Raw genomic sequence first — 22,642 nt, 5'->3', positions numbered from 1 at the left:
TAGACAAAAATGTAGATGAGGAGAAATTAAAATTATGAAAATAAAGAGAGCATTTTTAGATACAGAAGACGGGCAAATACATTATCGAATTGGAGGAGAAGGTGAACCACTAATTTTGCTACATCAAAATATAAAAAGTAGCGATGAATATCGAGAATTAATGCCAAGATTTATTAAAGAAGAAAAGTTAGTTATTGCTATGGATTTTTTAGGTTTTGGTGAATCGGATAAACCTCCCAGAATGTATTATATAGAAGACTACGCCAAAACAGTTACTTTAGTTCTAGATCAATTAGGAATCAAAAAAGCAAATGTTCTTGGGCATCATACAGGTGCTTTCGTAGCAGCAGAAGTAGCAGCAGCATACCCAGAAAGAGTTAACAAACTGGTGTTATCCTGTATTGATTATTTTGAGGAAGAGGAGAGAAAAATACTTTATAGTAGGTTTTCTAATGCTTTTGAAATAAGAGAAGATGGTTCTCACCTAACAAACAGATGGCCTGTTCGTTTAAGCTATGTAGGTTCAATAGAATTAAATCATCGTTGTTTATTAGATGAGTTTAGATGCCATGGTTATCCTCCCTATGGTCCTTTTTCAATAATGAATTATGCAGAGAAAAGCTTAGAAAGATTTGGATTAATTAATTCTCAAACCCTAATCTTGTCTGGAACTGAAGACATTAAACAACTAGAAAAATTAGGACTGGCAAAATCAGAAAATAGAAAACTAATTACTCAAACAATTCCTAATGCTAAGAAAGTTGATATTGAAGGTGGTACAATTTACATGATGAATCAAATGTCTGAAGAAATTGCTAAAATAGTGGTGGAATTTTTAGATAATTAGAGAATTAATAATTGTATTTTTTGTTCAGTTATAAGCGATATACATAAGATAAAACCCTCCCAGGTTTTGAAATATCCCGATCGACTCGAACAAATGCTAAAAAACCATCATCAGTAATATTTCTAGGAACAGTTGAAAAACTCGGACAATAGTGAAACCAATTCTTAATCAATTGATAATTACCTAGATTCATATACCCGACTAAAGTATATCCTTCTTCGTTATAACTTTGAATTGCTGGATAATGTCCATAATAATGAGGGAGAATAGCGATTAACCACACACCTCCCCCATTATTATCTTTCCTTAAATACTTCTTTTTAGCCACTTCAAATTGGCTAGTTTCTGTTTTTCCCCAAGGTAAAAATTTACTATCCAATGCTGGAATAAACTCACTCATTCTAGCATCAGGATGATCTATTTCTGAGGCTTCATATTTAAAGGGAACTACTCCATTTTCCATCCAAAGAATTTCTAGAGGTTCATCTCCTAAAACCTTCCAATTATCAACTCTAACTCCAGCAGGAATAAAAGAGTAACTATGTTTATCTAATTGCCATTCTCCTATTTGAATAACTCCACTCAGAACAAAAAAAATTTCTAGATCGGCTGTAAATATTCCTGCGGGAGCTGTAAATTGAGGGGGTAAACTTACCCTAGATGTAGATGCACCACAATTATGCCAAGATAATAATCTTCTTGTTGCGAAAGGGACAGTTTCTGGCATTCCCTGGATGCGCCAATCTAAAATTTCTGGTACAGTATTAGAGTCGAAAATTTGGTATTGACGAGGGATAAACTGAGGAGAAATTGCTGTACTTCTCCCAGATAAATTCATCCGTCCTCTACCATCTCCTCCCCAGTCTTCTTTAATTGATGGTACTTCAAATTCACTATTGCTATTTTCTTGGTTTTCGCCCATCATACTTTAGTCCCCTGTTGAAATTGGTATTTTTTAAGTAAACTATAATGTAATCTATAGTTCTTTGAAATGGCAAGTTCCACTATGCAAAATTAATTTAATATTTGGTGGAGGTAGAAAATAAGGAATAGGGAATAAAAAATATATCTGAGTAGTAAATATACAGCAGTTTCCGAAGTTATGAGGTACATATATTGATACTTTTAGGGAGTAGGGAGTAGAGAAGATGGGAATTAGGGTAGTGAAACAAGCAAAAAATATTTACCCCGAGTTGTACCGCATTAGTTTGAAATCTGCTATATCAATAATTGTGTCTACCTATTTATAGGAGATAAAATAGACTAATCTAAATATTAATCTCTGAACCTAAAACTTAACTATTTTAAGAATTATGAAAGTTGCTTTAATTACTGGTGGAACTCGTGGAATAGGGTTAGCTATTTCTCGTAAATTAGCTGAAGATGGTTTTAATCTGATCCTGGGATATCATTCTAACCATGATGCTGCTCTTGCAGTTAAAAAAGAGTTAGAAAAATTGAATATTAAGGTTATTACTGTAGCTGGAGACATCAAAAAATCTGAAACTGTTAATGCTTTATTTCAGGTAGTTGAAGAAAACTTTAATAGTCAACTCACAGCTTTTGTTCATGTCGCTGGTTATGCTATTACCGCAACACTCCCAGGAAATTTTACTTTTGAACAGTATGAAGCAGCTCAAGAAATTTATCCTAAAGCTTTTATTCGTTGTATAGAAAAAGCTCTAACTTATATGGTTGATGGTCAAGGTAGAGTCATTGTTATTTCTGCAACAGGTGTTCATAACCCAGGAAAAGTTTATGGAATGGCCGCACCCGCAAAAGCAGCAATGGAAACTTTGGCCAAACATTACGCGATCGCTGTTGCTCCACGGGGAATTACTGTTAATATTATTACCCCTGGTTATATCAAAACTCAAGCTTGGGATGGCTATCTTGATAAAGTTCCTTATATTGATAAAATGCCTCCCCAAGTCACCCCCATGGGAAGATGGGGACAACCGGAAGATATAGCTCCTTTAGTGGCCTTTCTTTGTTCTCCAGAAAGTCGATTTATCACAGGTCAACATATCTATGTTGATGGGGGACTAGAATTATCTTTATTTTGGAATATTCATCGGTTTAGTCAAACTCTATAGCGCTACGCGCTAGGGAATAGGGAATAGCAAACTGTAAAAGGATTTTAGGATTGAAAAATGTCCGGACCAATTCTTGTATTGCTATAGAACCCCTGATCGTATCTTCATAAATATGCGCGTTTTTTTAGCTAGGAGACAGGAGACAGGAGACAGAAGACAGGAGGTAAGAGGGAAGATGTGGGGAAAAATAATACAAAAAATTCAACACTCCTTGCTGATGATTTTTCCTCAAAATTGATGCGCGAAAAGACTTGAGAACCATAATTATATAGATCTCAAATGGGTGCTATAAAAGCAGAATAATCGATGATCGTGATGAAAACCGCGATCATCAATTTTCTGGCAATCTTTTCATCAAATCTTCAAAAGTATAAGGACAAATATCGGGTAAACTAACATCATATACTTTTAAAACTTTACGCTTTGCTCGCTCATATTCAGGTTGAATATTGATTTTATTTAATAGGGTATTAGTAAGTCTTCTCTCAATTTCATCTTGGAAATCATCAATTTCATCAATCCAATGTCCGCGCGATTGGATATCATTAGTGTAGTCTAGCTTTAATCTGTGAATTATAATTTGTTTTAAAAAGCTATGAACTGCATTAATTTGCTCTTTTCCCAAGTTGTCTATCTCCTCTCTTAAATTCTCCCAATCAAGTGCTTTTTCATTATGTTCACTCAAAGCTTTTGCTTGTTCTTCTGTCCATTGAACAAAATCTGTTTCATATAGATTAGTCATTCTAATCTTTATATTGGTTTGTCTAGTCACGTCAATAGAATTCATCAGTAAAACTCCTAATTATATTATATCCGTTTAAATAGTTATAAATAAATGACGGAGAAGTCAGAATTCAGGAGGGAAGAAAGAAGAAAAGAAGGAGAAAGTTTTTTGATCACTATATTAGATTTTTAATTTGCTGGTGATGCATTGTAATTATTTTTGTTACCAGAAACGGTAGTGGGAGCATCTTGCTCCCTTATTAGCGGGCAGGATGCCCGCACTAGGCATTGCTTCTTCCTATTTACCATTACGCTCCGCAGAACTACCCTTAATTTTATAACTCTCAAGGAACTACAATAATTTTTCCCATCAAACGACGCTCCTCCATTTTCGTCAATGCTGCTGACACTCCCTCCAGACTGACTACTTCCTCGATGGTCGGTTGCAACTTTCCCTGCACAAATGCTGGTATAATTAAATTTTTGAGAGTTTGCCAACTTGCCTGATAATCACTGTTATACCAAAGGGCAATACCGTAAACTGCAATATTGCGCCCCAGTAATTTTCCCATTGGTAAAGCAGCATCTAAACCAGTAGTCGTACCATAGCAAGCAATACGACCATTATTAGCTATAACTTCTAAACAGTCAGCAAATGTCACTTTACCAGCACCATCCACTGCCACCTGTACCCCTATATTATTTGTAATTTTTCTGACTTCAGAAACTACATTTTGATTGCTATAGTCAATGCAATAGTCAGCACCCAGTTTCAATAAGTATTCCACTTTAGCTCTATTACCAGCAGTGGCGATAACTTTTGCTCCCAATAATTTCGCTAGTTGTATTGCTGCCGTCCCCACACCACCACTACTAGGATGGACTAATACCCACTCTCCAACCTGAACTTTTGCCCGATAAATAAGAGCTAAAATAGCGGTCAAATAATTAATAGGTAAACTGGCAGCTACTTCAAAGGAAATATCATCAGGAATAGGTAATAATTCTGTTGCTGGAGCGATCGCCATTTCGGCAAAACCTCCTTTAACCTGCCCTACTACCCGCATTCCTGGCAAAAACCCTTCAACTTTTTCCCCTACTGCATCAACTATACCTGCTGCTTCTTGACCCAAAATTTGAGGTAGTGCATTATTCCCTGGTCTTTTATATTTTCCGTAGGTCATTTGCAGGTCTGAGTTATTAATTCCTGCTGCTCCTACACGCATTCTAATTTCACCAATATTTGGTGGCGACATTTCTGTTTCTTCTACTCGAATACCAGTAATACCTGTATATTCATGTATGCGAACTGCTTTCATTTTTGGTGTATTATTTAAACTATTTGGTTGTCCTGCTCGCGAACGTGTGAAGATATATATTTTTTAATTTCTGACCACACTCCCCATCCCCCCCATCTCCCCATCCCCCCCATCTCCCCATCTTCCCTCCTGACTCCTGACTCCTGACTCCTGACTCCTAATTTAAGACTCTTTCTTCTTTAATTATTGTTCGTTTAACTATTTGATGATTATTAAACCAATGCCAAGTTCTAGCGCGATGATTATTATCGGGACTAATATTAATCATTTCATAGATATATAAATCTGGCATTCCTTTATATGTAATCCACAAAATAATTGTTGAATCATCTACTTCCCAAGCATAACCATCCAACCTTTCTGTATCAAACCAAATTTTTTTATCTCGATATATTCCAGGAAATTTATATTCTTCTTTTTTACCATCTTCCCACTCATAACGATTAGTTTGAAAATAGGGATATTCTCCATTATCTGGAAATTGACAAGTTAAATGAGAACTATGGCGATCGATAATATTACCCTGATTATCTACTATTGTATATGTTCCTTTCCAATCTCCTTCATGACGGACTAATACGGACATTTCTTCTCTAATTTTGGACATAATCTAACTCCTGATGGGACAAAGATAATTATGTTATAGCAGAAGGAAGAAGGAAAAAGGAAGAAGGAAGAAGGAAGTAAGTTTGTAGGTTGGGTTGATGCCAGGTTAGCGGAGCTTATCCTCCGGATAAACCCAACAAAAACAGGTAGATGTTGGGTTGCACTACCGCTTTTAATGTTCCACAGACGATCAACGGTGCGTTACGCTTTGCTAACACACCTTTTGCCTATTGCAACTGGAATTATTACTTTTATTATTGAAAAAACTCGTCAGGAGCCAACTTTAGAAGATGAAGTACAATTGGTGGCTCAGGTAGCTTATTTAGAAAGTTTACGAAGATTTTTAATAGACCATTCTGAAATATCGGAAAAACTGACAGAAACTGAGGCATCGGAAGCGGTACAAAAACAGATTAAAAAATTGGATGAAGAAATAGATTTTAATGACAAAGGACCTGGGAAAATTTTGGTTAGTTTCTATGATTCACCTTTGATGGAAAAGTTTGATGAAATTTTGATTGAACGTTTTAAAGAATCTGGTTTAGCTGAAAATAAAGCCAAAATTGTTGCCGAAAGAATTTCTCGCAGTACCCACCGTTATATGAAAGAAGCAGTGGTAGAGGTGAAAGACAATGCTAAGAAATTAGCCGGAATTTATGGATATGGGTGGCAACGATATTTGGAAATTTATGGCAGTATCGATAAGTATTTAGAGAAGAATATTGCTACTAAACCAGACGAAGAAGTATTTGATGAAAAATTCACTTTTAGGCAAATTTATGTGCCACTGTTGGACAATAGTTAGCCTTGCTAATTCAATCTAAAAGTATTGAAAGATAAAGGTTTGACCATTGATTTTTGAAGTAGCATTCTCACATCTGTACCGCGATAGCGATCGCTGATTTTCAGACTTTATTGATGTTTGATTTATCTGTTGGACAATAGTTAGCCTTGCTAATTCAATTTAAAAGTGTTGAAAGATAAAGGTTTGACCATTGATTTTTGAAGTAGCATTCTCACATCTGTACCGCGATAGCGATCGCTGATTTTCAGACTTTATTGATGTTTGATTTATCTGTTGGACAATAGTTAGCCTTGCTAATTCAATTTAAAAGTGTTGAAAGATAAAGGTTTGACCATTGATTTTTGAAGTAGCATTCTCACATCTGTACCGCGATAGCGATCGCTGATTTTCAGACTTTATTGATGTTTTATTCATCTGTTGGACAATAGTTAGCCTTGCTAATTCAGTCTAAAAGTGTTGAAAGATAAAGGTTTGACCATTGATTTTTGAAAAAATTACCGTAGAAAAATACATATTATAATATTTATATCAAAGCAATTTGAAGGAATAAAAATCATGTCAGAACTACAGGAATTAAGAAAAAAATCTCTGAATTTATCAGTAAGCGATCGCCTGTTATTACTTAAGGCAATTACAGATTCTTTGAATGAGGAACTTCGCCCTCGGCCAGAGTTACCTCCTGATTTCTTAGACAAGTTCCGAGGCATAGGAAAAACAGATAGTCCACCTCCAAATGATGAGGAAGTTGAAGCTATGCTAGAAGAACGTTTAGTGGAGAAATATTTAAAATCCTGAGAAAAATACATACTATAATATTTAGATAAAAGCAATTTGAAGGAACAAAAATTATGTCAGAACTACAGGAATTAAGAAAAAAAGCTCTGAATTTATCAGTAAGCGATCGCCTCTCTTTACTCAAGGACATTACAGATTCTTTGAACGAGGAATTTCGCCCCCGTCGCGACCTCAAAGCTGCTATAGAAGGTTTGCGAGGTATAGCAAAAACTGATGACCCGCCTCCGACTGATGCTGAGGTTGAGGCGATGCTAGAGGAACGCCTAGTGGAGAAATACTTAAAATGAAAGTTTTAATAGACACTAATATTGCGCTTGATTTTCTCCTACAGAGAGAGCCATTTTTCGGCGATGCTGATGCTTTATTTGAAGTTATTAAAAATCAGCAAATTGAAGGTTTTGTGACAGCAACAACCTTAACTAATATTTTTTATATTGTCAGAAAACAAACCAAAAGTATTGAAAGAGCAAGAGAAGCAGTTGCTATGACATTAGCATTAGAAATTTGTGACGTTAATCGTAATATTTTAGAAACTGCTTTTGCTTCTAATTTGAGAGACTTTGAAGATGCAGTGCAATTAGCTTGTGCTTATGCTAAGAATCTTGATGCTATTATTACTCGTAATGCTGATGATTTTGCTGGTGCAAGTCTGCCTATTTTGTCAGTTCAACAGTTATTTGAACAGATAAATAATTCTTGAGTAATATTATATTCGGACAATAAAGTCTTTGTTTGTAGTTGCACTTCAGCGCTGCTAGATATATTTGAGGCGCTAAAGGGCAACTATGAGCTGTTATTATAAGTGTTGGTAGTCCTCAATAGTAATAGTATGCAGGAACTAAGGAATATCTTATATCATGTTCCCCCTCCAGGGGAGCTACGAATTGCGGATAATCAGTTATAATAAAATTTAAGGACTCCGGGTATCGACAGTACCAAACAAATACTTAAATTATCAATACTATTCTCGAATATTTGTTCTTTTTCTCCTTTCTTTCCTCCTGACTAGGTCCTTCCCCTCCTGGGAGGGGTTAGGGGTGGGTTGACTCCTGACTCCTCACAACAGTCATTTATAAGTATTCAACCGTTAGCGTAGTTCCCCCGGAGGGGGAACATGATATTACACGGGAGCAAGATGCTCCCACTGTTATGCTTCGTCAAAAAAATAATGACAATGCACGACTATTACTGTAATCTTTCCTTCAAATGTTCCCCTACCCGCAAAGCATTAGCAATAATTGTCAATGCAGGAGTCACTGCCGAACTTGATGGGAAAAAACTGCTATCCACAACATATAAATTATCCACATCGTGGGTACGACAGTTAATATCCAAAACTGATGTTTTCGGGTCTTCCCCAAACCGACAAGTACCACATTGGTTTGCTACAACCTCAATGGGAACTTCCCCACGGGGATAAATGCTGCCGCGCTTCAAGACAGAATTTCCTACCTCTTTGTCTACCAACTTCAATACATCCATCCAACGATGTACTAGGCGATCGTGTGCTTCCCAGTTATTGGGAGTGTAATGGAAAAACAGTTTATCCCCTTTGACTTCAACTCGGTTATTGGGGTCTGGTACTATTTCCGAATGCAACCACCAACCAATGGAACGTAATGCTAACTGCTTCAACCCAAACCCTGGCATCGCTTTTGCTAACACAGATAAAATGGGTGGAGACTCAGCAAAAGTAATATCTTGCAGCAGACCACCTGTATTTTCTATGTGACCCATGGGATAGGCAAAATTCTCATCCCCCCAATAAAAATCATTCACACTCACACTTCTGAGAAAGTTCCCAGAGTTTGGTTTAGGACTAGGTTGCACTACGGCAGTCATCAGATGTTTCATCAGGTTGCGTCCCACTTGTCCGGAACTGTTTGCTAAACCATCTGGATGTTTTTCATTAGCAGAACGTAATAGTAATGCTGCTGAATTTACTGCTCCACAAGCAAGTACGACAATATCGGCAAAAAATAGAAATGATTGTTTGCCAATTTCTACTTCTACTGCTTTAACTGTGTTACTCGATGAGTTGGTGAGTAAACAGACTACTTTTGCATTAGCTTTAATAGTAATGTTAGGAGAGTCTAGCAGTGGTGCAATACCGAAGACTTCCGAGTCTCCAGTGGGGTCTTCCTCTTCGCGGGTAAGAGTTAATGGTAAAGTTTCTGGATGTAAACCTTGCCCGGCGATCGCATCGACAACTTTTTTAATTTCTGGATCGTGGTCAACTGCGGGATAAGGATATTCTGCACTGTGGGTAGGTTCGGTTGGGTCTTTGCTAACTTGACCGTGAACTTTATAAAGTTTTTCTGCTTCAGTGTAATATGGTTCAAAGTCTTTGTATTTGAGACACCATTCTGGAGAAATTCCTTCTTGATGTTTTACTGTTTCAAAGTCTTTTTCTCGCATCCTAATGAGAGCAGCACCATAGATTTTGGTATTGCCACCTACGGCATAATTTGTCTGAGGAGAAAAGGGTTCGCCTGCGTTGTCATACCAATTTTCGGGGGCACGATAAAGTTCTTTTTTGAAGATATCAACGTTAGCTCTATTTTGAATTTCTAGGGGCATGAAATCACCCCTTTCTAAGATGAGTATTTTTTTTCCGGTACTAGCAAGTTTAGAGGCTAAAGTTCCTCCTCCTGCACCTGTACCGACAATAATTACATCATAATGTTGGTCGTCAATAATCATTTTATTTTTCCTTTAATAATTTTTTTGAGATGTATTGAATAAGTATATAGGAGTCAGAATTAATGGAATGAGAATTCAACTTAAACTATCAATATTTAATTTTTGGGTAGTGGGAGCATCTTGCTCCCATATTAAAAATTCTCCTATTTTCAGATTTTGGTAGTGGGAGCATCTTGCTCCCATATTAAAAATTCTCCTATTTTCAGATTTTGGTAGTGGAAGCATCTTGCTCCCATATTAAAAATTCTCCTATTTTCAGATTTTGGTAGTGGAAGCGTCTTGCTCCCATATTAAAAATTCTCCTATTTTCAGATTTTGGTAGTGGAAGCGTCTTGCTCCTATATTAAAAATTCTCCTATTTTCAGATTTTGGTAGTGGAAGCATCTTGCTCCCATATTAAAAATTCTCCCATTTTTAGATTTTGGTAGTGGGAGCATCTTGCTCCTATATTCAAATCACCCCATTTTCAGATTTTGGTAGTGGGAGCATCTTGCTCCTATATTCAAAATTCTCCCATTTTCAGATTTTGGTATGTGGAAAATTCTCTCATTTTCAGAATCTATGCGTGAGCGAGACGCTCACACTACCAACATTTTCAAATCTTGTAGACAGACCGCTACAAAATTTATTCTGACTCCTGACTCCTGACTCCTGACTCCTGAATTCCTAATTATTTCACTGCCAAATATAAATGAGGATAAACAAAATAATCCAAATTACATCAACGAAATGCCAAAATAAAGAAGTAGCATTAATGCCAAAGTGACCGTTATCATAGTTACCAGGAATGAAAGAACGGCCCAACATAATACCCTGCAACAAAATACCTGTCATAACGTGCAGACCGTGAAAACCAGTCAACAGATAGAAAGTTCCACCGAATACTCCCGTTGTGAAACCAAATTCTAGACTATTCCATTCAATTCCTTGACCTACTACAAAGTAAGTTCCCATTGCCATTGTAGCAAACAGAAATATGCGAAACCAAGTCAAATCATGACGTTCTAAAGCTTTTTCGGCAAAATATATAACGAAACTACTAGAAACCAAAACTACTGTATTAATTGCAGGTTCTCTAATTTCCAAACCAGAAATACCTTCTGGCAACCAGTTGGTGGCACTCGTTTTGTAGACGATGTATCCGACAAAGAAACTCAAGAAAATTACGCTTTCTGAAAGTAGGAAAACGATAAACCCGAACATACTATTACCTTCTTCATCGTGGGTATGTTCGGCAACTGCTGAATGCAAAGGTTCCTGTAGTTGTTCTGATGCGATCGAACTATCCATGTTTTAATTCTCCTTTAATTTACTGGTTTTATCCTCGCTATAGTTGCCGTAGGTTGGGTTGAGGGGTCCCTCAACCCAACAGATGCATATTACAGACAGATATTTTTGTTGGGTTGCGCTTTCGCTTAACCCAACCTACTGGACTAAATTTGAGAGGAGCGAGAATCTCCTAGACGACTGCTATATTACAGACAAATATTTTTGTTGGGTTGCGCTTTCGCTTAACCCAACCTACTACTACCACCTAATTAATTAACAGGTTCGGGAACTTCTGCATGATGTCCATTGGGGTCATTAGAAGTCAAAGGTTCCGACTTACCATAACCGTAGGGTTCAGCAATAATTATCGGAATTTCTTCAAAATTCTCCACATCTGGTGGAGAAGAAATCATCCACTCTAAACCGATCGCTCGCCAAGGGTTAGCAGGTGCTTCCTTACCTTGTATCCAGGAACTGACAATATTTAAAATGAATGGTAAAGTAGACATTCCTAATAAAAATGCTCCCAGACTTGCAACCAAATTCCAAAATTCATACTCAGGTGCATAAGAAGAAACTCGGCGCAACATTCCCTGTAAACCTAATGGGTGCATGGGTAAAAAGTTGAGGTTAGTACCGATGAATGACAGCCAAAAGTGCAACTGTCCCAAACCTTCATAATACATTTTCCCAGTCATTTTAGGGAACCAATGGTAAATAGCAGCATACATTCCCATTGTTACCGTACCATAGAGAACGTAGTGGAAGTGACCGACAACGAAATAGGTATTGTTAACGTGAATATCTACCGGAACAGCAGAGAGCATAATGCCAGTAATACCAGCAAACACAAACATGATCAACCCACCCAAAGCAAATAGCATGGGAGTATTCAGTCTAATTTTTCCACCCCAAATAGTCGCCACCCAGGCAAATACCTTAATTCCAGTAGGTACAGAAACACACATAGTTGAAAGCATAAAAATCATCCGCATCCAGGGAGGAGTACCACTCGCATACATATGGTGTACCCAAACTAAACCACTTACCCCAGCGATCAGCATTGATGAAATTACCACCACTTTGTACCCGAATAGTGGTTTGCGACTGTAGACTGGGAATATTTCAGAAAAAATGCCGAAGATAGGCAAAATAATCACATAAACTGCGGGGTGGGAGTAAAACCAGAAAAAGTGCTGGAAGAGAACCGGGTTTCCTCCGTTGGCAGGATTAAAAAATCCAGTTCCCATTGTGATATCAAATAGTAACATCACTGCACCTGCTGTTAGTGCTGGCAGTCCGAACAATTGAATAATCTGAGCAGCAAATACTGTCCAAACAAAAGCTGGCATCCGGAAAAATGTCATACCAGGCGCTCGCATTCTCACAATAGTTGTGACAAAATTAACTGCCCCCATAATGGAGGAAACACCAGAAATGGCAACGGCAAGAATCCATAGTACCTGACCGTTGATTAAATTACCCGTGGGATTTTGTATACTTACTGGAGGATAGGCCCACCAACCTGACTGTGCGGGACCACCGGGAACAAAGAAACTAGCTATCATCAGGACGCCAACTACTGGCACCATCCAAAATGCAGCAGCATTTAGACGAGGAAATGCCATGTCTCGCGCCCCAATCATTATGGGTACGAGATAGTTTGCCAGACCAACTAAAGATGGGAATGTCCACAGAAACAGCATGATCGTGCCGTGCATGGTGAACATTCCGTTATAAATGGTGCGGTCTACAAGGTCTGATTCTGGTGTCATCAGTTCGCCACGAATTACCATGGCGAATATTCCACCTACTAGGAAAAATAGGAAAGAGGTAACTAGATATTGAATACCGATAACTTTGTGGTCGGTGCTAAAGCTGAAATATCGTCGCCAGTTAGGCGGTTGTTCGTGTTCTGGTTTTTCCGTGACATCACTGATGCCGTCAATTGTTATTTCTTTCATAAAATATTTTTTTCCTTGATATCTGCAAATAAAAATCTACTGCCATTTCTGAAGTGTAACTTCAGTCAATATCCCATTAAATTTACCCGCCTCAAATCTTTTTCTTAATTCCTGGCGCTGAATTTTACCGATCGCTGTTTTGGGAATTGTTTCTTTAGAAACCGGAATCAAGTAATTTGGACTCACGCCAATCTTTTCCACAATCTTATCCCGAATTTTCTGCATCAGGACTTGTAAGGAATTATCCTCAGTGTCAGTCGCACTGAAAAAGATTGCCAACTTATCAGTATTGTCCTCTGATTCTCTAACTGCACAAGCAGCAGTATAAGAGACTTCAATACCTGCAATTTCTTCTACGACTGCTTCAAGATCATGGCAATAATAGTTAGTACCACAAATAATAATCAAATCTTTCTGCCGTCCCGTAATAGTTAAACGCCCATCCTGGAGAAACCCCAAATCTCCAGTATTGAACCATCCATCCTGAGTGAAGGCGTTTTGGTTTGCTTCGGGATTTTGATAATACCCAGACATTACAGTTAACCCTTTAACTTGTAATCCGCCAATTTCCCCCTCTGAAACAACCTGATTTTGATCCTCGACAATTCGCAAATCAACTCCAGGAATTGGCGACCCAACTTCCACAAACAAATCATAATCTGTGGTGGAATCCAGGGAAAAATTATGGGAGAAAGTCACACCAGAAGAAACTTCTGCCATCCCCCAAGAAGGACACATCACCGTAGGAGCTAATCCGTGGGGTGCTAACAACTGCAAAAAACGCCGTGCTGTTTTTGTCACAATAGGTTCCGCTGCGTTTAAGAAAAATTTGATCGACGATAAATCCCATTGTCGTTTTGAGATAGTTTCAGCACAGTCATTGATTAAACTGTATGCAAAATTTGGGCCGAAGGCAATATTCACTTTAAACCGATCGATTAAATCTAGCCAAATTAGCGGTTCTTGCAAAAATAATTCAAAAGGAAAATGAATCTGTTTGCTGCCTAAATAAACATCTCGAATGTGGAAATATACCAGTCCTCCTACATGATCGATTGGAACCCAATTCAAGCTAATATCTTTCCTGGTAAAACCATTCATTTGGACTGAACCCATTGTTTGACTCAGCAGGTTTCTGTGACTCAGTACCACTCCTTTTGGTATACCTGTACTCCCAGAAGTAAACATCATGACTGCCACATCATCCGGTTGACTAGAATGCCAGTTAGTATCAGGTTCATTCCCGCACAATTCCTCAACTGTCAGCACTGGAAACTTTCCCACCTGCGATAGTTCTGGAATCTGAGGAATTTGTTCAGCAAATACGACATCTGTCAACAACAATGGCTGCTCTAGCATCTGTAAGGTATGGGCAAGTCTGCTAGTAGTTTTGTTGATTTGTTCAGGTGTATAGTTAATACTCCTAACTGGAACTGGAACAAAACCACCAAGGACGCACCCCCAGAAACTACTGATAAAGTCTTGATAAGATTCAATTTGAAAAACCACCTTTTCTTGTGGTTTTAATCCAAATTTTCTCAAGCCTGACAGAATCTGTTGAGCTTCTAAAAGTAAGTCTTTATAGGTTTGGGTTTTTTCTGATTTATCCGGTTGGATATAAACAATTTTTTGGTCTGTTTTGGCTGCTGTTTGTAAAATTTCAGCAAGAATAGTTGGGCTGTTTCCCGATATTACGGGGTAAATTTTTTTCATAGAGCTATATTTTTATCTCTTCCCTTACCTCCCTCTCAACTATGATAATTAACAACAGGAGGTGCAGCGGGTTTAACAGTAGGCCAACCTGCTTCCACTGGTGCTGTTGATTTTTCCATATATTCAGTGGTTGCCTGATTTGCTGCGGGAGACAGTTCGGTATTTGCTGCTGTGGCCAGCCAGCTTTGATAATCTTTAGCAGATTCAACTACTACATCTGCTTGCATAGTGGCAAAATATGTACCGCTATATTGGGAGTCAGTTAGACTATATTTCCCAACACGAATGGGAGTAAATTCAAAATTTATTGAATGGTTGGGAATAATGTCTTGCTTCAGTCGGAATGCTGGAATATAAAATCCATGCAGCACATCTTCTGAATTTAATGCTACCCGTACTCGCTTATTTGCTGGTAAATGTAGTTCAGTGCTAGTAACGCCATTTTCTGGATATCTAAATACCCAAGACCATTGTTTGGCAATAACTTCAATTTCTTCTACAGGTTCAGTTACAGGTTTTAGTGGGTCTGCAATTGCTGATTCCATTTCTAATGGTGTATGCAGATGTACTAATTCCATCGGTCCCTGAATTCCCATTTGTTGGTAAATATTGTAGCTATAAGCAGCAATCCAAAATACGAGAAAAATAGGAATTGCTGTCCAGACAACTTCTAGGGTGACGTTGCCTTCAATGTGGGGTCCGTCGCTGTAGTCATATTTAGCAGCACGTTGGAATAGAACTGAATACATTAGAGTTCCAGTTACCCCCAGAAAGATGAATGTACCAAGGGTGACGAGAAAACTAAATAGGTCATCAATTAATATAGATTCTGCTGCTGCTTGAGGTGGTAACCATGAATAGGATAGTCGTCCAACCCAAATACTAACAGCAGTTAAAACGAGAGCGATCGCTCCCAATGTCAAAATAGTCCTGATTTTCATATCAAAATACCCTACTAAATTACTTAGGGAAATCTAAAAGCATTAACATATAAAGACAAGTGCCTTTTTGGGGTCGAAAAAAGTGCCTGGTTTTCAGCTCTTGATGCTCATGCATGGCTTGTATTTTAGGCGCATAGTTGGGCAGAAAAATCATTCTTACAATTCTTACCGAAAAATTGTGATTTAAAGCCTCCCCTGAAAAGGGGATAAAAAGAAAAATTTCCTTAAGCGTCAATCCTATTACAGGAGAGGTAATTGTTAATTATTAATTATTAATTGTTGAATCCTACCTCGTATAAATTTCCCGTTCCTCCTGTCTCCTGTCTCCTGTCTCCTACCCCTACTAAAAGACTTTTGAGCGCAAACCCTACTTAAGCACTTGGTTGGGATTTTCGCCTATTTTTAGCAACGCATCAGCAGTATTATGTACTCCAAATTCAGCAGCTAACTGTGCTCCCAGAGTCCCGTGAACATACATCAGAAACATGATGAATAAACCCACTGCTAAATAGCTCCACTGCACTTGTTGGAGTTTGTCCTTAGACCAGATATAGCGTTGAAATCCTCTCCAGATTGTCATACCCACAATGAAGGCCAACAGGAACACACCACCAACACCGTGCCAGAGCATAGTATCCATAGCTCCCAACCCCCAGGCACTTTTTAGCTCTGCGGATGGTCTCGCTAGCATGATTTCATAAAAACCTGCTGCTACCGTGAAAAATGTAATTATTGATGAAGCTAGCATATTGTACCAACCTACATCAAAAAAATTAGAACGAGTAGTGGATATTGCTAAAAGTTTAAAGACTGGTTTTTGTAGAGGAAAGAGTATACCCACGATATCAAAGGCGATCCCCATAATAAACAAACCTAAAGTCAGATGAACTAAATTAGGATGAATTGGGATGCTGTATGGGAGACCATTTGCTCCTAATTGAGAACTCAAACTATCTATTAATTCTGGGTTCATTGTAAAATTCCCTCCTCGATCGCTTCTACTACTGGCACTGTATGTAACCCATATACCCAAACCAGTTTATCCCCAAGATATACCTGGAAGAAAACTATACCTACTAGCACCAACCCCAATCCCAGATATGGCATCGGCAGTTTTTCTGTATTATTTGAACGAATCACATACCGCCAACCAGTAAGTGCAGCAATGATTCCTGATAGAGACCAACCAATCAAGGTATGTAAATTTAGGACTGGTTGGACTACTTCGTAGGGTTGTGCCAGACCAGCTTCAAACTGACCAAATATTATGGCGATAAAAATAGAAATTGTGGCGAAAAACATATTCCACCAGCTTACTTCATATAAACGGTAATTACGAGTAAAATAACCAATAAGATCGCATACAAAAGCAAATAATACCATCGCTATTACGAAGTGGACAACGATGGGATGTATTGTATCTGGATAGGGTAAGTAATGATCGTTTAATGGTGGTAGATACTCCCACATAGTCTTCTCCTTCAGTAGATAAGTAGATATGCTTGAAAAAAATGTAAATTTTACGAGTTACTACAGGCAAATATTTTCATCAATTTTTTCTTACAACTTTCTAACTGAATTTATAAAATCTGTCTATTTTTTACCGTATCAATTCTCACAGTTTTTCTCAAAACATACTCATTTTTTTTCTTTAATCAAAGTGAAAAAGTAATGTAGTCAAGACAACATAATTTTTTTTTCAGATTTTACGGTTTGTCATAATTAACTAAACTATTTTTATTCTGAAAAGGTAAAAAATCTTATAATCTATAGGTCTGACAATCCTTAAAATTACATATCTTTTCTGTAATGACTATATAGCTTAATTTCAAAAGATTATAGGTATTTAATTAGAGGGGATTATAAGTCGGATTTTGTATTAGCAATAATCGACCTCAACTCTACAAAAGCTAGATATTTAATTAAAATTTAATATTATGATATTTTCAATCTGACTCAAATCCTGTAACTAAATTTACAGAACAATTTAATGTTTTTCACGCTAAATCAGTCTTGCTTTCCAGATTTTTTTATGCTATAATTGAGATTAGCTGAAAAAGTATTTTAGTAGGGGTAAGAGACAGGAGACAGGAGATAGGAGAAATGTGAATGAGCGAGGAGGTAGAAATAAGAATTGTCCCAAGATTGTTCTGCCCAACTATGCGCCTAAAATACTGACTTTTTGAGCGTTTTTGACTGAAACAGGCGCACTTTTTTCGTTCCCAAAAAAACACTTGTCTTTATAATATGTCAATGCTTTTAGATTTAATCAGCAGAGCAATAATTAATGATTAATATTAATCTTTATCCCTTATGGGTTTAATACCCCACCGTCTACACGGTGCAAATGCGGTTGGTGGGGTGAGAATCCCCATCGACCCCATTCTCCTGACTCCTGACTCCTGACTCCTTCTTCAAATTAATAATTTCCTTAAGAAGTTTTCTCTAATCAAGTTGGGAAGTGAGCGAAATTTGAGAATATATGTAACGAAGACAAACTTTCTCCACAATCGGAATGCTATAATTTATCTAAAATTAAGAATCTAAAATTGAGTTACTCTGCCCAGTAAATAACTACATTTTTGGGAGGATTAGTAATGATTTTTACGAGAAAAGACGATACAAACTTCACAACAACAGTTAGGGAAATAACTGCACCAAAAAAAACAAAACAGACGTTAGTAATTATTGACCGCCGTGTGGATAATTATCAGCAGTTGGTTTCAGGAACTTATCCAGAGACAAAAGTGGTGGTGCTGGATGTGAGAAAAGATGGCATTGAACAAATTACAGGAGCTTTATCAGATGAACTAGCTACCAGTCTTCATGTAGTTTGTCACGGTGCTGATGGTATTTTGTACTTGGGTAAAACTCCTGTGAGTCAGGAGAATATTTATCAATATAGAGGGTTACTGCAAGAATGGGCAGTTGAGGAGATTTTGCTTTATGGCTGTAATGTCGGTGGCGATCGCCAATTTCTCAATTCTCTCCACGAGTTAACAGGAGCGAATATTGCAGCATCGGCGCATCGGGTGGGAAATATTGCTAAAGGTGGCAGTTGGCAGTTAGAAATTCAGATAGGTCAAGTTAATTATGGGTTGGCGTTTTTGCCAGAAGTTATTCAGGAGTATTCGGGGGTGTTTGCAGTTTCCTTTAGCGAGCCTACTAATTTTGCAGTGGGAGATAACCCATTGTCAATAGCAGTAGGGGAGTTCAATGGAGATGGCAATCTCGACTTAGCTACAGCTAATGTTTTATCCGATGATGTGTCAGTATTATTAGGAAATGGAGATGGCTCTTTTGCTGCTGCTACTAATTTTGCAGTGGGAGATAACCCATTGTCAATAGCAGTAGGGGAATTCAATGGAGATGGCAATCTTGACTTAGCTACAGCTAACTATATTTCTTTGAGTGGTAGTGTCTCAGTTATTTCAGTATTATTAGGAAATGGAGATGGCTCTTTTGCTGCTCCTACTAATTTTGAGTTAGGAGATGAACTACGCTCAATAACAGTAGGAGAATTTAATGGAGATGACAATCTCGACTTAGCTGTGGCCAATTATTTCTTCGCTGATGTGTCAGTGTTATTAGGAAATGGAGATGGCTCTTTTACTGCTCCTACTAATTTTGAGGTAGGAGATTTCCCACTGTCAATAGCAGTAGGAGAATTTAATGGAGATGACAATCTCGACTTAGCTGTGGCCAATTATTTCTTCGCTGATGTGTCAGTGTTATTAGGAAATGGAGATGGCTCTTTTACTGCTCCTACTAATTTTGAGGTAGGAGATTTCCCACTGTCAATAGCAGTAGGAGAATTTAATGGAGATGGCAATCTCGACTTAGCTGTGACTAATGAATTTGATGTGTCAGTGTTATTAGGAAATGGAGATGGCTCTTTTGCTGCTCGTACTAATTTTGAGACAGGATATGACCCAACCTCAATAGCAGTAGGAGAATTCAATAGAGATGGCAATCTCGACTTAGCCACAACTCATGGTTTCTCCAATGATGTGTCAGTGTTATTAGGAAATGGAGATGGCTCTTTTGCCAATCCTACTACTTTTGCAACAGGAGGTTATCCAGGGTCAATAGCAGTAGGGGAATTCAATGGAGATGACTATCTCGACTTAGTTATGACTAATTCCCATGATGTTGTCTCAATACTACTCAATACTACCGGACCTCCTGGCACTCCAGAAGACGATAATCTCTCTGGCACCTCCAGAAACGAATTGATAGATGGATTAGCAGGCAATGATACTATTGACGGTGCAGGGGGAAATGACACTCTTCTAGGCAATACTGACAACGACTCCCTCATAGGTGGTGCTGGCGACGATCAACTCGATGGCGGCTCAGGAATAGACATGATGATTGGTGGGCCGGGGAATGACTATTATGTGGTAGATAACTCAGAAGATACCGTCACAGAATTAGCCGATGCAGGTAATGATACTGTCAACTCCTCTATCACTTACACTCTAGGAGATAACTTAGAAAATCTCAATCTCACAGGCAACGATGCAATTAATGGTACAGGTAATAGCCTAGATAATACCATCACAGACAATATAGCAAATAATCGTGTTAATGGTAACGACGGCAATGACATTCTCAAAGCTGGAGGTGGTGACGATACTGTTAATGGTGGTAGTGGTGCAGACCAAATCATTGGTGGTAGAGGCAATGACCTGTTGCGTGGTAACGACGGCAATGACACTCTCGAAGGTCGCCCTGGGTTTGATATCTTACTCGGTGGCAATGGCGACGATATTTTAACAGGAGGTATTGGTCGCGATCGCCTCAATGGAGGTGCAGGCAACGACACTCTCACCGGTGGAGCAAGCATTGACCGCTTCATTTTCAACACTAACCAAGAGTTTGAAACCCCTACAATAGGTATAGATACAATCACAGATTTTGATGTACAACGAGACTTGATTTTGTTAGACAAAAAAACATTCACTGCTTTAGAGAGTGATGCAGGTGAAGGTTTCAGTGTGGAAACAGACTTTGCCATAGTTGAAAGTGATGATGCTGTTGCCACTAATGGTGCTTTTATTGTTTATAATTCTGCCAGTGGCGCATTATTTTATAATCCTAATGGTAGTGAATCTGGTTTAGGAGATGGTGCTCAATTTGCCGTTTTGAATAATGATGCTTCTCTGGAAGCGAATAATTTTCAAATTAGGTAGTAAAATTAATTGGCTAAATATTGCTACAAAATGAGCAACTAATTAGGATTTGCTGAAAAAGTCTTATGAGTGAGGGTAGGAGACAGGAGACAGGAGACAGGAGACAGGAGAAATGGGAATTATAGAGGAGGTAGTCGGAAAAATTGTCCCTCAATTTTTCTGCCATAACCATCCCAAAATACTAGCTTTTTGCAGCTCTTGCCACTGAAAAGCTGGTACTTTTTTCAACCCAAAAATGCTAAAACCTTTATATGTCAGTGCTTTTAGATTTAATCAGTAAACCCTAATTAATATCAGGGTAAGCATTCCGCAGGAAGAGCTGACTGCTAATAGCTGTTTGCGCAGCATTCCGGAGGAAATGCTTACATATCAGGAATTAGGATTATAACCCAATTCCAAATGATTAATTTAAGCAGTAACTGAAGTAGTTAATGTTGACATTTCATTTTGTTTAATCCACTCAAAAACTCGATTCAATGCCCACCAAACATCAGGATCTTGAGCATGAACTTGACAAGATTTACTGCTAACATGAGCTACATGACCACCATAACGAGTTAACATTAAATCAATGGCAGAATTACTCTCACAAGCAGTTTTTAAATCTGCTCCAATTGTTGGGTCAAACATGGGGTCATCTTCAGCATAAATAATCAATGTTCGTTTTTTTAAATGAGGCAAAAAATATAGAGGACTTGTTGCTTTATAGTAAGCTTCTACTGATGAAAATCCTAACTTTTCAATAATAAATTCTTCATGAAATTTCCACATACAATCTGCTCGTTCTATTGCCTCTGGATCGATAAAATCTGGATGATGTTCATGAATTAACCGAACTAATTTTTTGAGGTTTTTAGTAATTCCTTTATCTAAGTATCTTCCTAAAGGAGAACTATCTAAATAAGACAGAGAACGTTGAGCTTCTAGACTGGGGCAAATAACTGCACAGCCACCAATATCTGTTTCTGCTAACCCTAATTCTGGAGCCAAACTTTCTGCTAATTTTGCACCCCAAAGTGCTAGTTGCCCTCCGAAAGAATATGCAGTAAACCAAAAATTAGGCGGACAACCCATTGCTTTTGCTTGAGCAGCAATATGAACAAAATCCTGCCCTTCATAAATGCCATCTGAAGTTAGAGCTTGTGATAATAATGCTGTCTTGCCATGGGCACGCCAATCAAATAAAATAATGGCATAACCTTGAGCATAAGCTTTGCGTCCTAATAGTTTTAAGAACCATTGATTATCTAACTCTCCTGTAATTCCATAAGTCCCAATAATTGTACCTTTTGGGTTTTCTGGAATAGCCATCCAGCCAAAAATTGGCACATTATTTGCTCCCATAAAAATTTTCTCTTGGTAAGAAAGCTTCGGAAATGTAGTAGTTTCTTCCCAAAAACGGGGTATCCAAAAGGCTGCATAAAGGGTCATTGCTAAACCATTTTTCAGGAACCACGGAGGAGTATAAGAAGGATAACCCATAGATAAATTTTAATCTGATAAAACTTAAATTTGTTGATTAGATAGTATATCAGTTGGCGATGAAATTTTATAATCCAGAATTTTTCGGTCAATAATACCAAATTGATAAGTGTTTGCTACAAATAGCTAGGATATTTCGTAAGGAGTCAGGAGTCAGGAGTCAGGAGTCAGAATGAATGGCTTC

Annotated in this window: 20 protein-coding genes; 8 read left to right on the top strand and 12 right to left on the bottom strand. The window is 38.0% G+C overall.

Annotated elements, in window-relative coordinates:
* The first annotated feature begins 34 nt into the window (after positions 1–34).
* On the top strand, positions 35–847 hold the full coding sequence (locus tag F6K06_RS03545) for an alpha/beta fold hydrolase (protein ID WP_287239290.1): 813 nt from the start codon (positions 35–37) through the stop codon (positions 845–847).
* Positions 848–875: 28 nt separating this feature from the next.
* On the opposite strand, the gene F6K06_RS03540 is transcribed toward F6K06_RS03545, so the two are convergent.
* Positions 876–1,772: a DUF4437 domain-containing protein gene (locus F6K06_RS03540; protein ID WP_287239291.1), complete on the bottom strand. Its 897-nt coding sequence runs from the start codon at positions 1,770–1,772 to the stop codon at positions 876–878.
* A gap of 388 nt (positions 1,773–2,160) precedes the next feature.
* On the opposite strand from F6K06_RS03540, the gene F6K06_RS03535 reads away from it, so the two are divergent.
* Positions 2,161–2,943, top strand: a complete 783-nt coding sequence (locus tag F6K06_RS03535; protein WP_124147010.1) for an SDR family NAD(P)-dependent oxidoreductase — start codon at positions 2,161–2,163, stop codon at positions 2,941–2,943.
* 112 nt (positions 2,944–3,055) lie between these two features.
* A complete protein-coding gene (locus tag F6K06_RS03530; RefSeq protein ID WP_275670440.1) occupies positions 3,056–3,181 on the top strand; it encodes a hypothetical protein in 126 nt (41 codons plus the stop codon).
* 93 nt (positions 3,182–3,274) lie between these two features.
* Here F6K06_RS03530 and F6K06_RS03525 read toward each other — a convergent pair whose 3' ends face one another.
* The 3 genes from F6K06_RS03525 to F6K06_RS03515 form a co-directional block, all read right to left on the bottom strand.
* Positions 3,275–3,730: a DUF29 domain-containing protein gene (locus F6K06_RS03525; protein ID WP_205127517.1), complete on the bottom strand. Its 456-nt coding sequence runs from the start codon at positions 3,728–3,730 to the stop codon at positions 3,275–3,277.
* A 280-nt stretch (positions 3,731–4,010) separates the two neighbouring features.
* On the bottom strand, positions 4,011–4,985 hold the full coding sequence (locus tag F6K06_RS03520) for an NADPH:quinone oxidoreductase family protein (RefSeq protein ID WP_124147011.1): 975 nt from the start codon (positions 4,983–4,985) through the stop codon (positions 4,011–4,013).
* 157 nt (positions 4,986–5,142) lie between these two features.
* Entirely contained in the window at positions 5,143–5,592 is a 450-nt protein-coding gene (locus F6K06_RS03515; protein ID WP_124147012.1) for a DUF3598 family protein, read from the bottom strand.
* Positions 5,593–5,814: 222 nt separating this feature from the next.
* On the opposite strand from F6K06_RS03515, the gene F6K06_RS03510 reads away from it, so the two are divergent.
* From F6K06_RS03510 to F6K06_RS03495, 4 genes are all read left to right on the top strand, one after another.
* Complete coding sequence (locus tag F6K06_RS03510) at positions 5,815–6,396, top strand: hypothetical protein (protein WP_287242192.1); 582 nt, start codon at positions 5,815–5,817, stop codon at positions 6,394–6,396.
* Between the two features lie 555 nt (positions 6,397–6,951).
* Positions 6,952–7,191 (top strand): hypothetical protein, encoded by a 240-nt coding sequence (locus tag F6K06_RS03505; protein WP_124146578.1) that lies wholly within the window; start codon positions 6,952–6,954, stop codon positions 7,189–7,191.
* A 53-nt stretch (positions 7,192–7,244) separates the two neighbouring features.
* A complete protein-coding gene (locus F6K06_RS03500; RefSeq protein ID WP_124146579.1) occupies positions 7,245–7,478 on the top strand; it encodes a hypothetical protein in 234 nt (77 codons plus the stop codon).
* Positions 7,475–7,891: a putative toxin-antitoxin system toxin component, PIN family gene (locus F6K06_RS03495; RefSeq protein ID WP_124146580.1), complete on the top strand. Its 417-nt coding sequence runs from the start codon at positions 7,475–7,477 to the stop codon at positions 7,889–7,891. The genes F6K06_RS03500 and F6K06_RS03495 overlap by 4 nt, the downstream gene beginning before the upstream one ends.
* 485 nt (positions 7,892–8,376) lie before the next feature.
* Here F6K06_RS03495 and F6K06_RS03490 read toward each other — a convergent pair whose 3' ends face one another.
* The 7 genes from F6K06_RS03490 to F6K06_RS03460 form a co-directional block, all read right to left on the bottom strand.
* Positions 8,377–9,894 (bottom strand): GMC oxidoreductase, encoded by a 1,518-nt coding sequence (locus F6K06_RS03490; protein ID WP_124146581.1) that lies wholly within the window; start codon positions 9,892–9,894, stop codon positions 8,377–8,379.
* Positions 9,895–10,569: 675 nt separating this feature from the next.
* The gene (locus F6K06_RS03485) at positions 10,570–11,184 is read right to left on the bottom strand and encodes a heme-copper oxidase subunit III (RefSeq protein WP_124143030.1); all 615 of its coding nucleotides are present in this window, start codon (positions 11,182–11,184) and stop codon (positions 10,570–10,572) included.
* A 248-nt stretch (positions 11,185–11,432) separates the two neighbouring features.
* Positions 11,433–13,127, bottom strand: coding sequence for a cytochrome c oxidase subunit I (ctaD, locus tag F6K06_RS03480; protein WP_124143029.1), 1,695 nt, complete (start codon positions 13,125–13,127; stop codon positions 11,433–11,435).
* A gap of 36 nt (positions 13,128–13,163) precedes the next feature.
* Positions 13,164–14,840 carry an AMP-binding protein gene (locus F6K06_RS03475; protein WP_124143028.1) on the bottom strand — a complete coding sequence of 559 codons (1,677 nt, stop codon included), beginning with the start codon at positions 14,838–14,840 and terminating at the stop codon, positions 13,164–13,166.
* A gap of 35 nt (positions 14,841–14,875) precedes the next feature.
* Positions 14,876–15,781 carry a cytochrome c oxidase subunit II gene (locus F6K06_RS03470; RefSeq protein WP_124154334.1) on the bottom strand — a complete coding sequence of 302 codons (906 nt, stop codon included), beginning with the start codon at positions 15,779–15,781 and terminating at the stop codon, positions 14,876–14,878.
* Between the two features lie 367 nt (positions 15,782–16,148).
* On the bottom strand, positions 16,149–16,754 hold the full coding sequence (locus F6K06_RS03465; RefSeq protein WP_124143026.1) for a DUF2231 domain-containing protein: 606 nt from the start codon (positions 16,752–16,754) through the stop codon (positions 16,149–16,151).
* Positions 16,751–17,251, bottom strand: a complete 501-nt coding sequence (locus F6K06_RS03460) for a DUF2231 domain-containing protein (protein WP_124143025.1) — start codon at positions 17,249–17,251, stop codon at positions 16,751–16,753. Before F6K06_RS03460 ends, F6K06_RS03465 begins: the two co-directional genes overlap by 4 nt.
* A 1,127-nt stretch (positions 17,252–18,378) precedes the next feature.
* Here F6K06_RS03460 and F6K06_RS03455 point away from each other — a divergent pair.
* Entirely contained in the window at positions 18,379–20,976 is a 2,598-nt protein-coding gene (locus tag F6K06_RS03455; protein ID WP_287242200.1) for a DUF4347 domain-containing protein, read from the top strand.
* 408 nt (positions 20,977–21,384) lie between these two features.
* Here the strand turns inward: F6K06_RS03455 and F6K06_RS03450 are convergent, their stop codons facing one another.
* A complete protein-coding gene (locus F6K06_RS03450; protein ID WP_287242202.1) occupies positions 21,385–22,458 on the bottom strand; it encodes a YheT family hydrolase in 1,074 nt (357 codons plus the stop codon).
* Positions 22,459–22,642: the final 184 nt, after the last annotated feature.

Origin of the sequence: Okeania sp. SIO1H4, from assembly GCF_010672695.1 — a bacterium.
In the GTDB taxonomy this organism is placed as follows: Bacteria; Cyanobacteriota; Cyanobacteriia; order Cyanobacteriales; family Microcoleaceae; genus Okeania; species Okeania hirsuta.
The sequence above is the reverse complement of the archived record's forward strand: the minus strand, read 5'-3'. Positions and strand labels throughout refer to the sequence as shown.

Coding starts and splice junctions, on each gene's coding strand:
- F6K06_RS03490 (WP_124146581.1), bottom strand. CDS start 9,894: ATGATTATTGACGACCAACATTATGATGTAATTATTGTCGGTACAGGT.
- F6K06_RS03475 (WP_124143028.1), bottom strand. CDS start 14,840: ATGAAAAAAATTTACCCCGTAATATCGGGAAACAGCCCAACTATTCTT.
- F6K06_RS03485 (WP_124143030.1), bottom strand. CDS start 11,184: ATGGATAGTTCGATCGCATCAGAACAACTACAGGAACCTTTGCATTCA.
- F6K06_RS03495 (WP_124146580.1), top strand. CDS start 7,475: ATGAAAGTTTTAATAGACACTAATATTGCGCTTGATTTTCTCCTACAG.
- F6K06_RS03525 (WP_205127517.1), bottom strand. CDS start 3,730: ATGAATTCTATTGACGTGACTAGACAAACCAATATAAAGATTAGAATG.
- F6K06_RS03505 (WP_124146578.1), top strand. CDS start 6,952: ATGTCAGAACTACAGGAATTAAGAAAAAAATCTCTGAATTTATCAGTA.
- F6K06_RS03520 (WP_124147011.1), bottom strand. CDS start 4,985: ATGAAAGCAGTTCGCATACATGAATATACAGGTATTACTGGTATTCGA.
- F6K06_RS03500 (WP_124146579.1), top strand. CDS start 7,245: ATGTCAGAACTACAGGAATTAAGAAAAAAAGCTCTGAATTTATCAGTA.
- F6K06_RS03515 (WP_124147012.1), bottom strand. CDS start 5,592: ATGTCCAAAATTAGAGAAGAAATGTCCGTATTAGTCCGTCATGAAGGA.
- ctaD (WP_124143029.1), bottom strand. CDS start 13,127: ATGAAAGAAATAACAATTGACGGCATCAGTGATGTCACGGAAAAACCA.
- F6K06_RS03535 (WP_124147010.1), top strand. CDS start 2,161: ATGAAAGTTGCTTTAATTACTGGTGGAACTCGTGGAATAGGGTTAGCT.
- F6K06_RS03450 (WP_287242202.1), bottom strand. CDS start 22,458: ATGGGTTATCCTTCTTATACTCCTCCGTGGTTCCTGAAAAATGGTTTA.
- F6K06_RS03540 (WP_287239291.1), bottom strand. CDS start 1,772: ATGATGGGCGAAAACCAAGAAAATAGCAATAGTGAATTTGAAGTACCA.
- F6K06_RS03465 (WP_124143026.1), bottom strand. CDS start 16,754: ATGAACCCAGAATTAATAGATAGTTTGAGTTCTCAATTAGGAGCAAAT.
- F6K06_RS03470 (WP_124154334.1), bottom strand. CDS start 15,781: ATGAAAATCAGGACTATTTTGACATTGGGAGCGATCGCTCTCGTTTTA.
- F6K06_RS03455 (WP_287242200.1), top strand. CDS start 18,379: ATGATTTTTACGAGAAAAGACGATACAAACTTCACAACAACAGTTAGG.
- F6K06_RS03545 (WP_287239290.1), top strand. CDS start 35: ATGAAAATAAAGAGAGCATTTTTAGATACAGAAGACGGGCAAATACAT.
- F6K06_RS03460 (WP_124143025.1), bottom strand. CDS start 17,251: ATGTGGGAGTATCTACCACCATTAAACGATCATTACTTACCCTATCCA.
- F6K06_RS03530 (WP_275670440.1), top strand. CDS start 3,056: ATGCGCGTTTTTTTAGCTAGGAGACAGGAGACAGGAGACAGAAGACAG.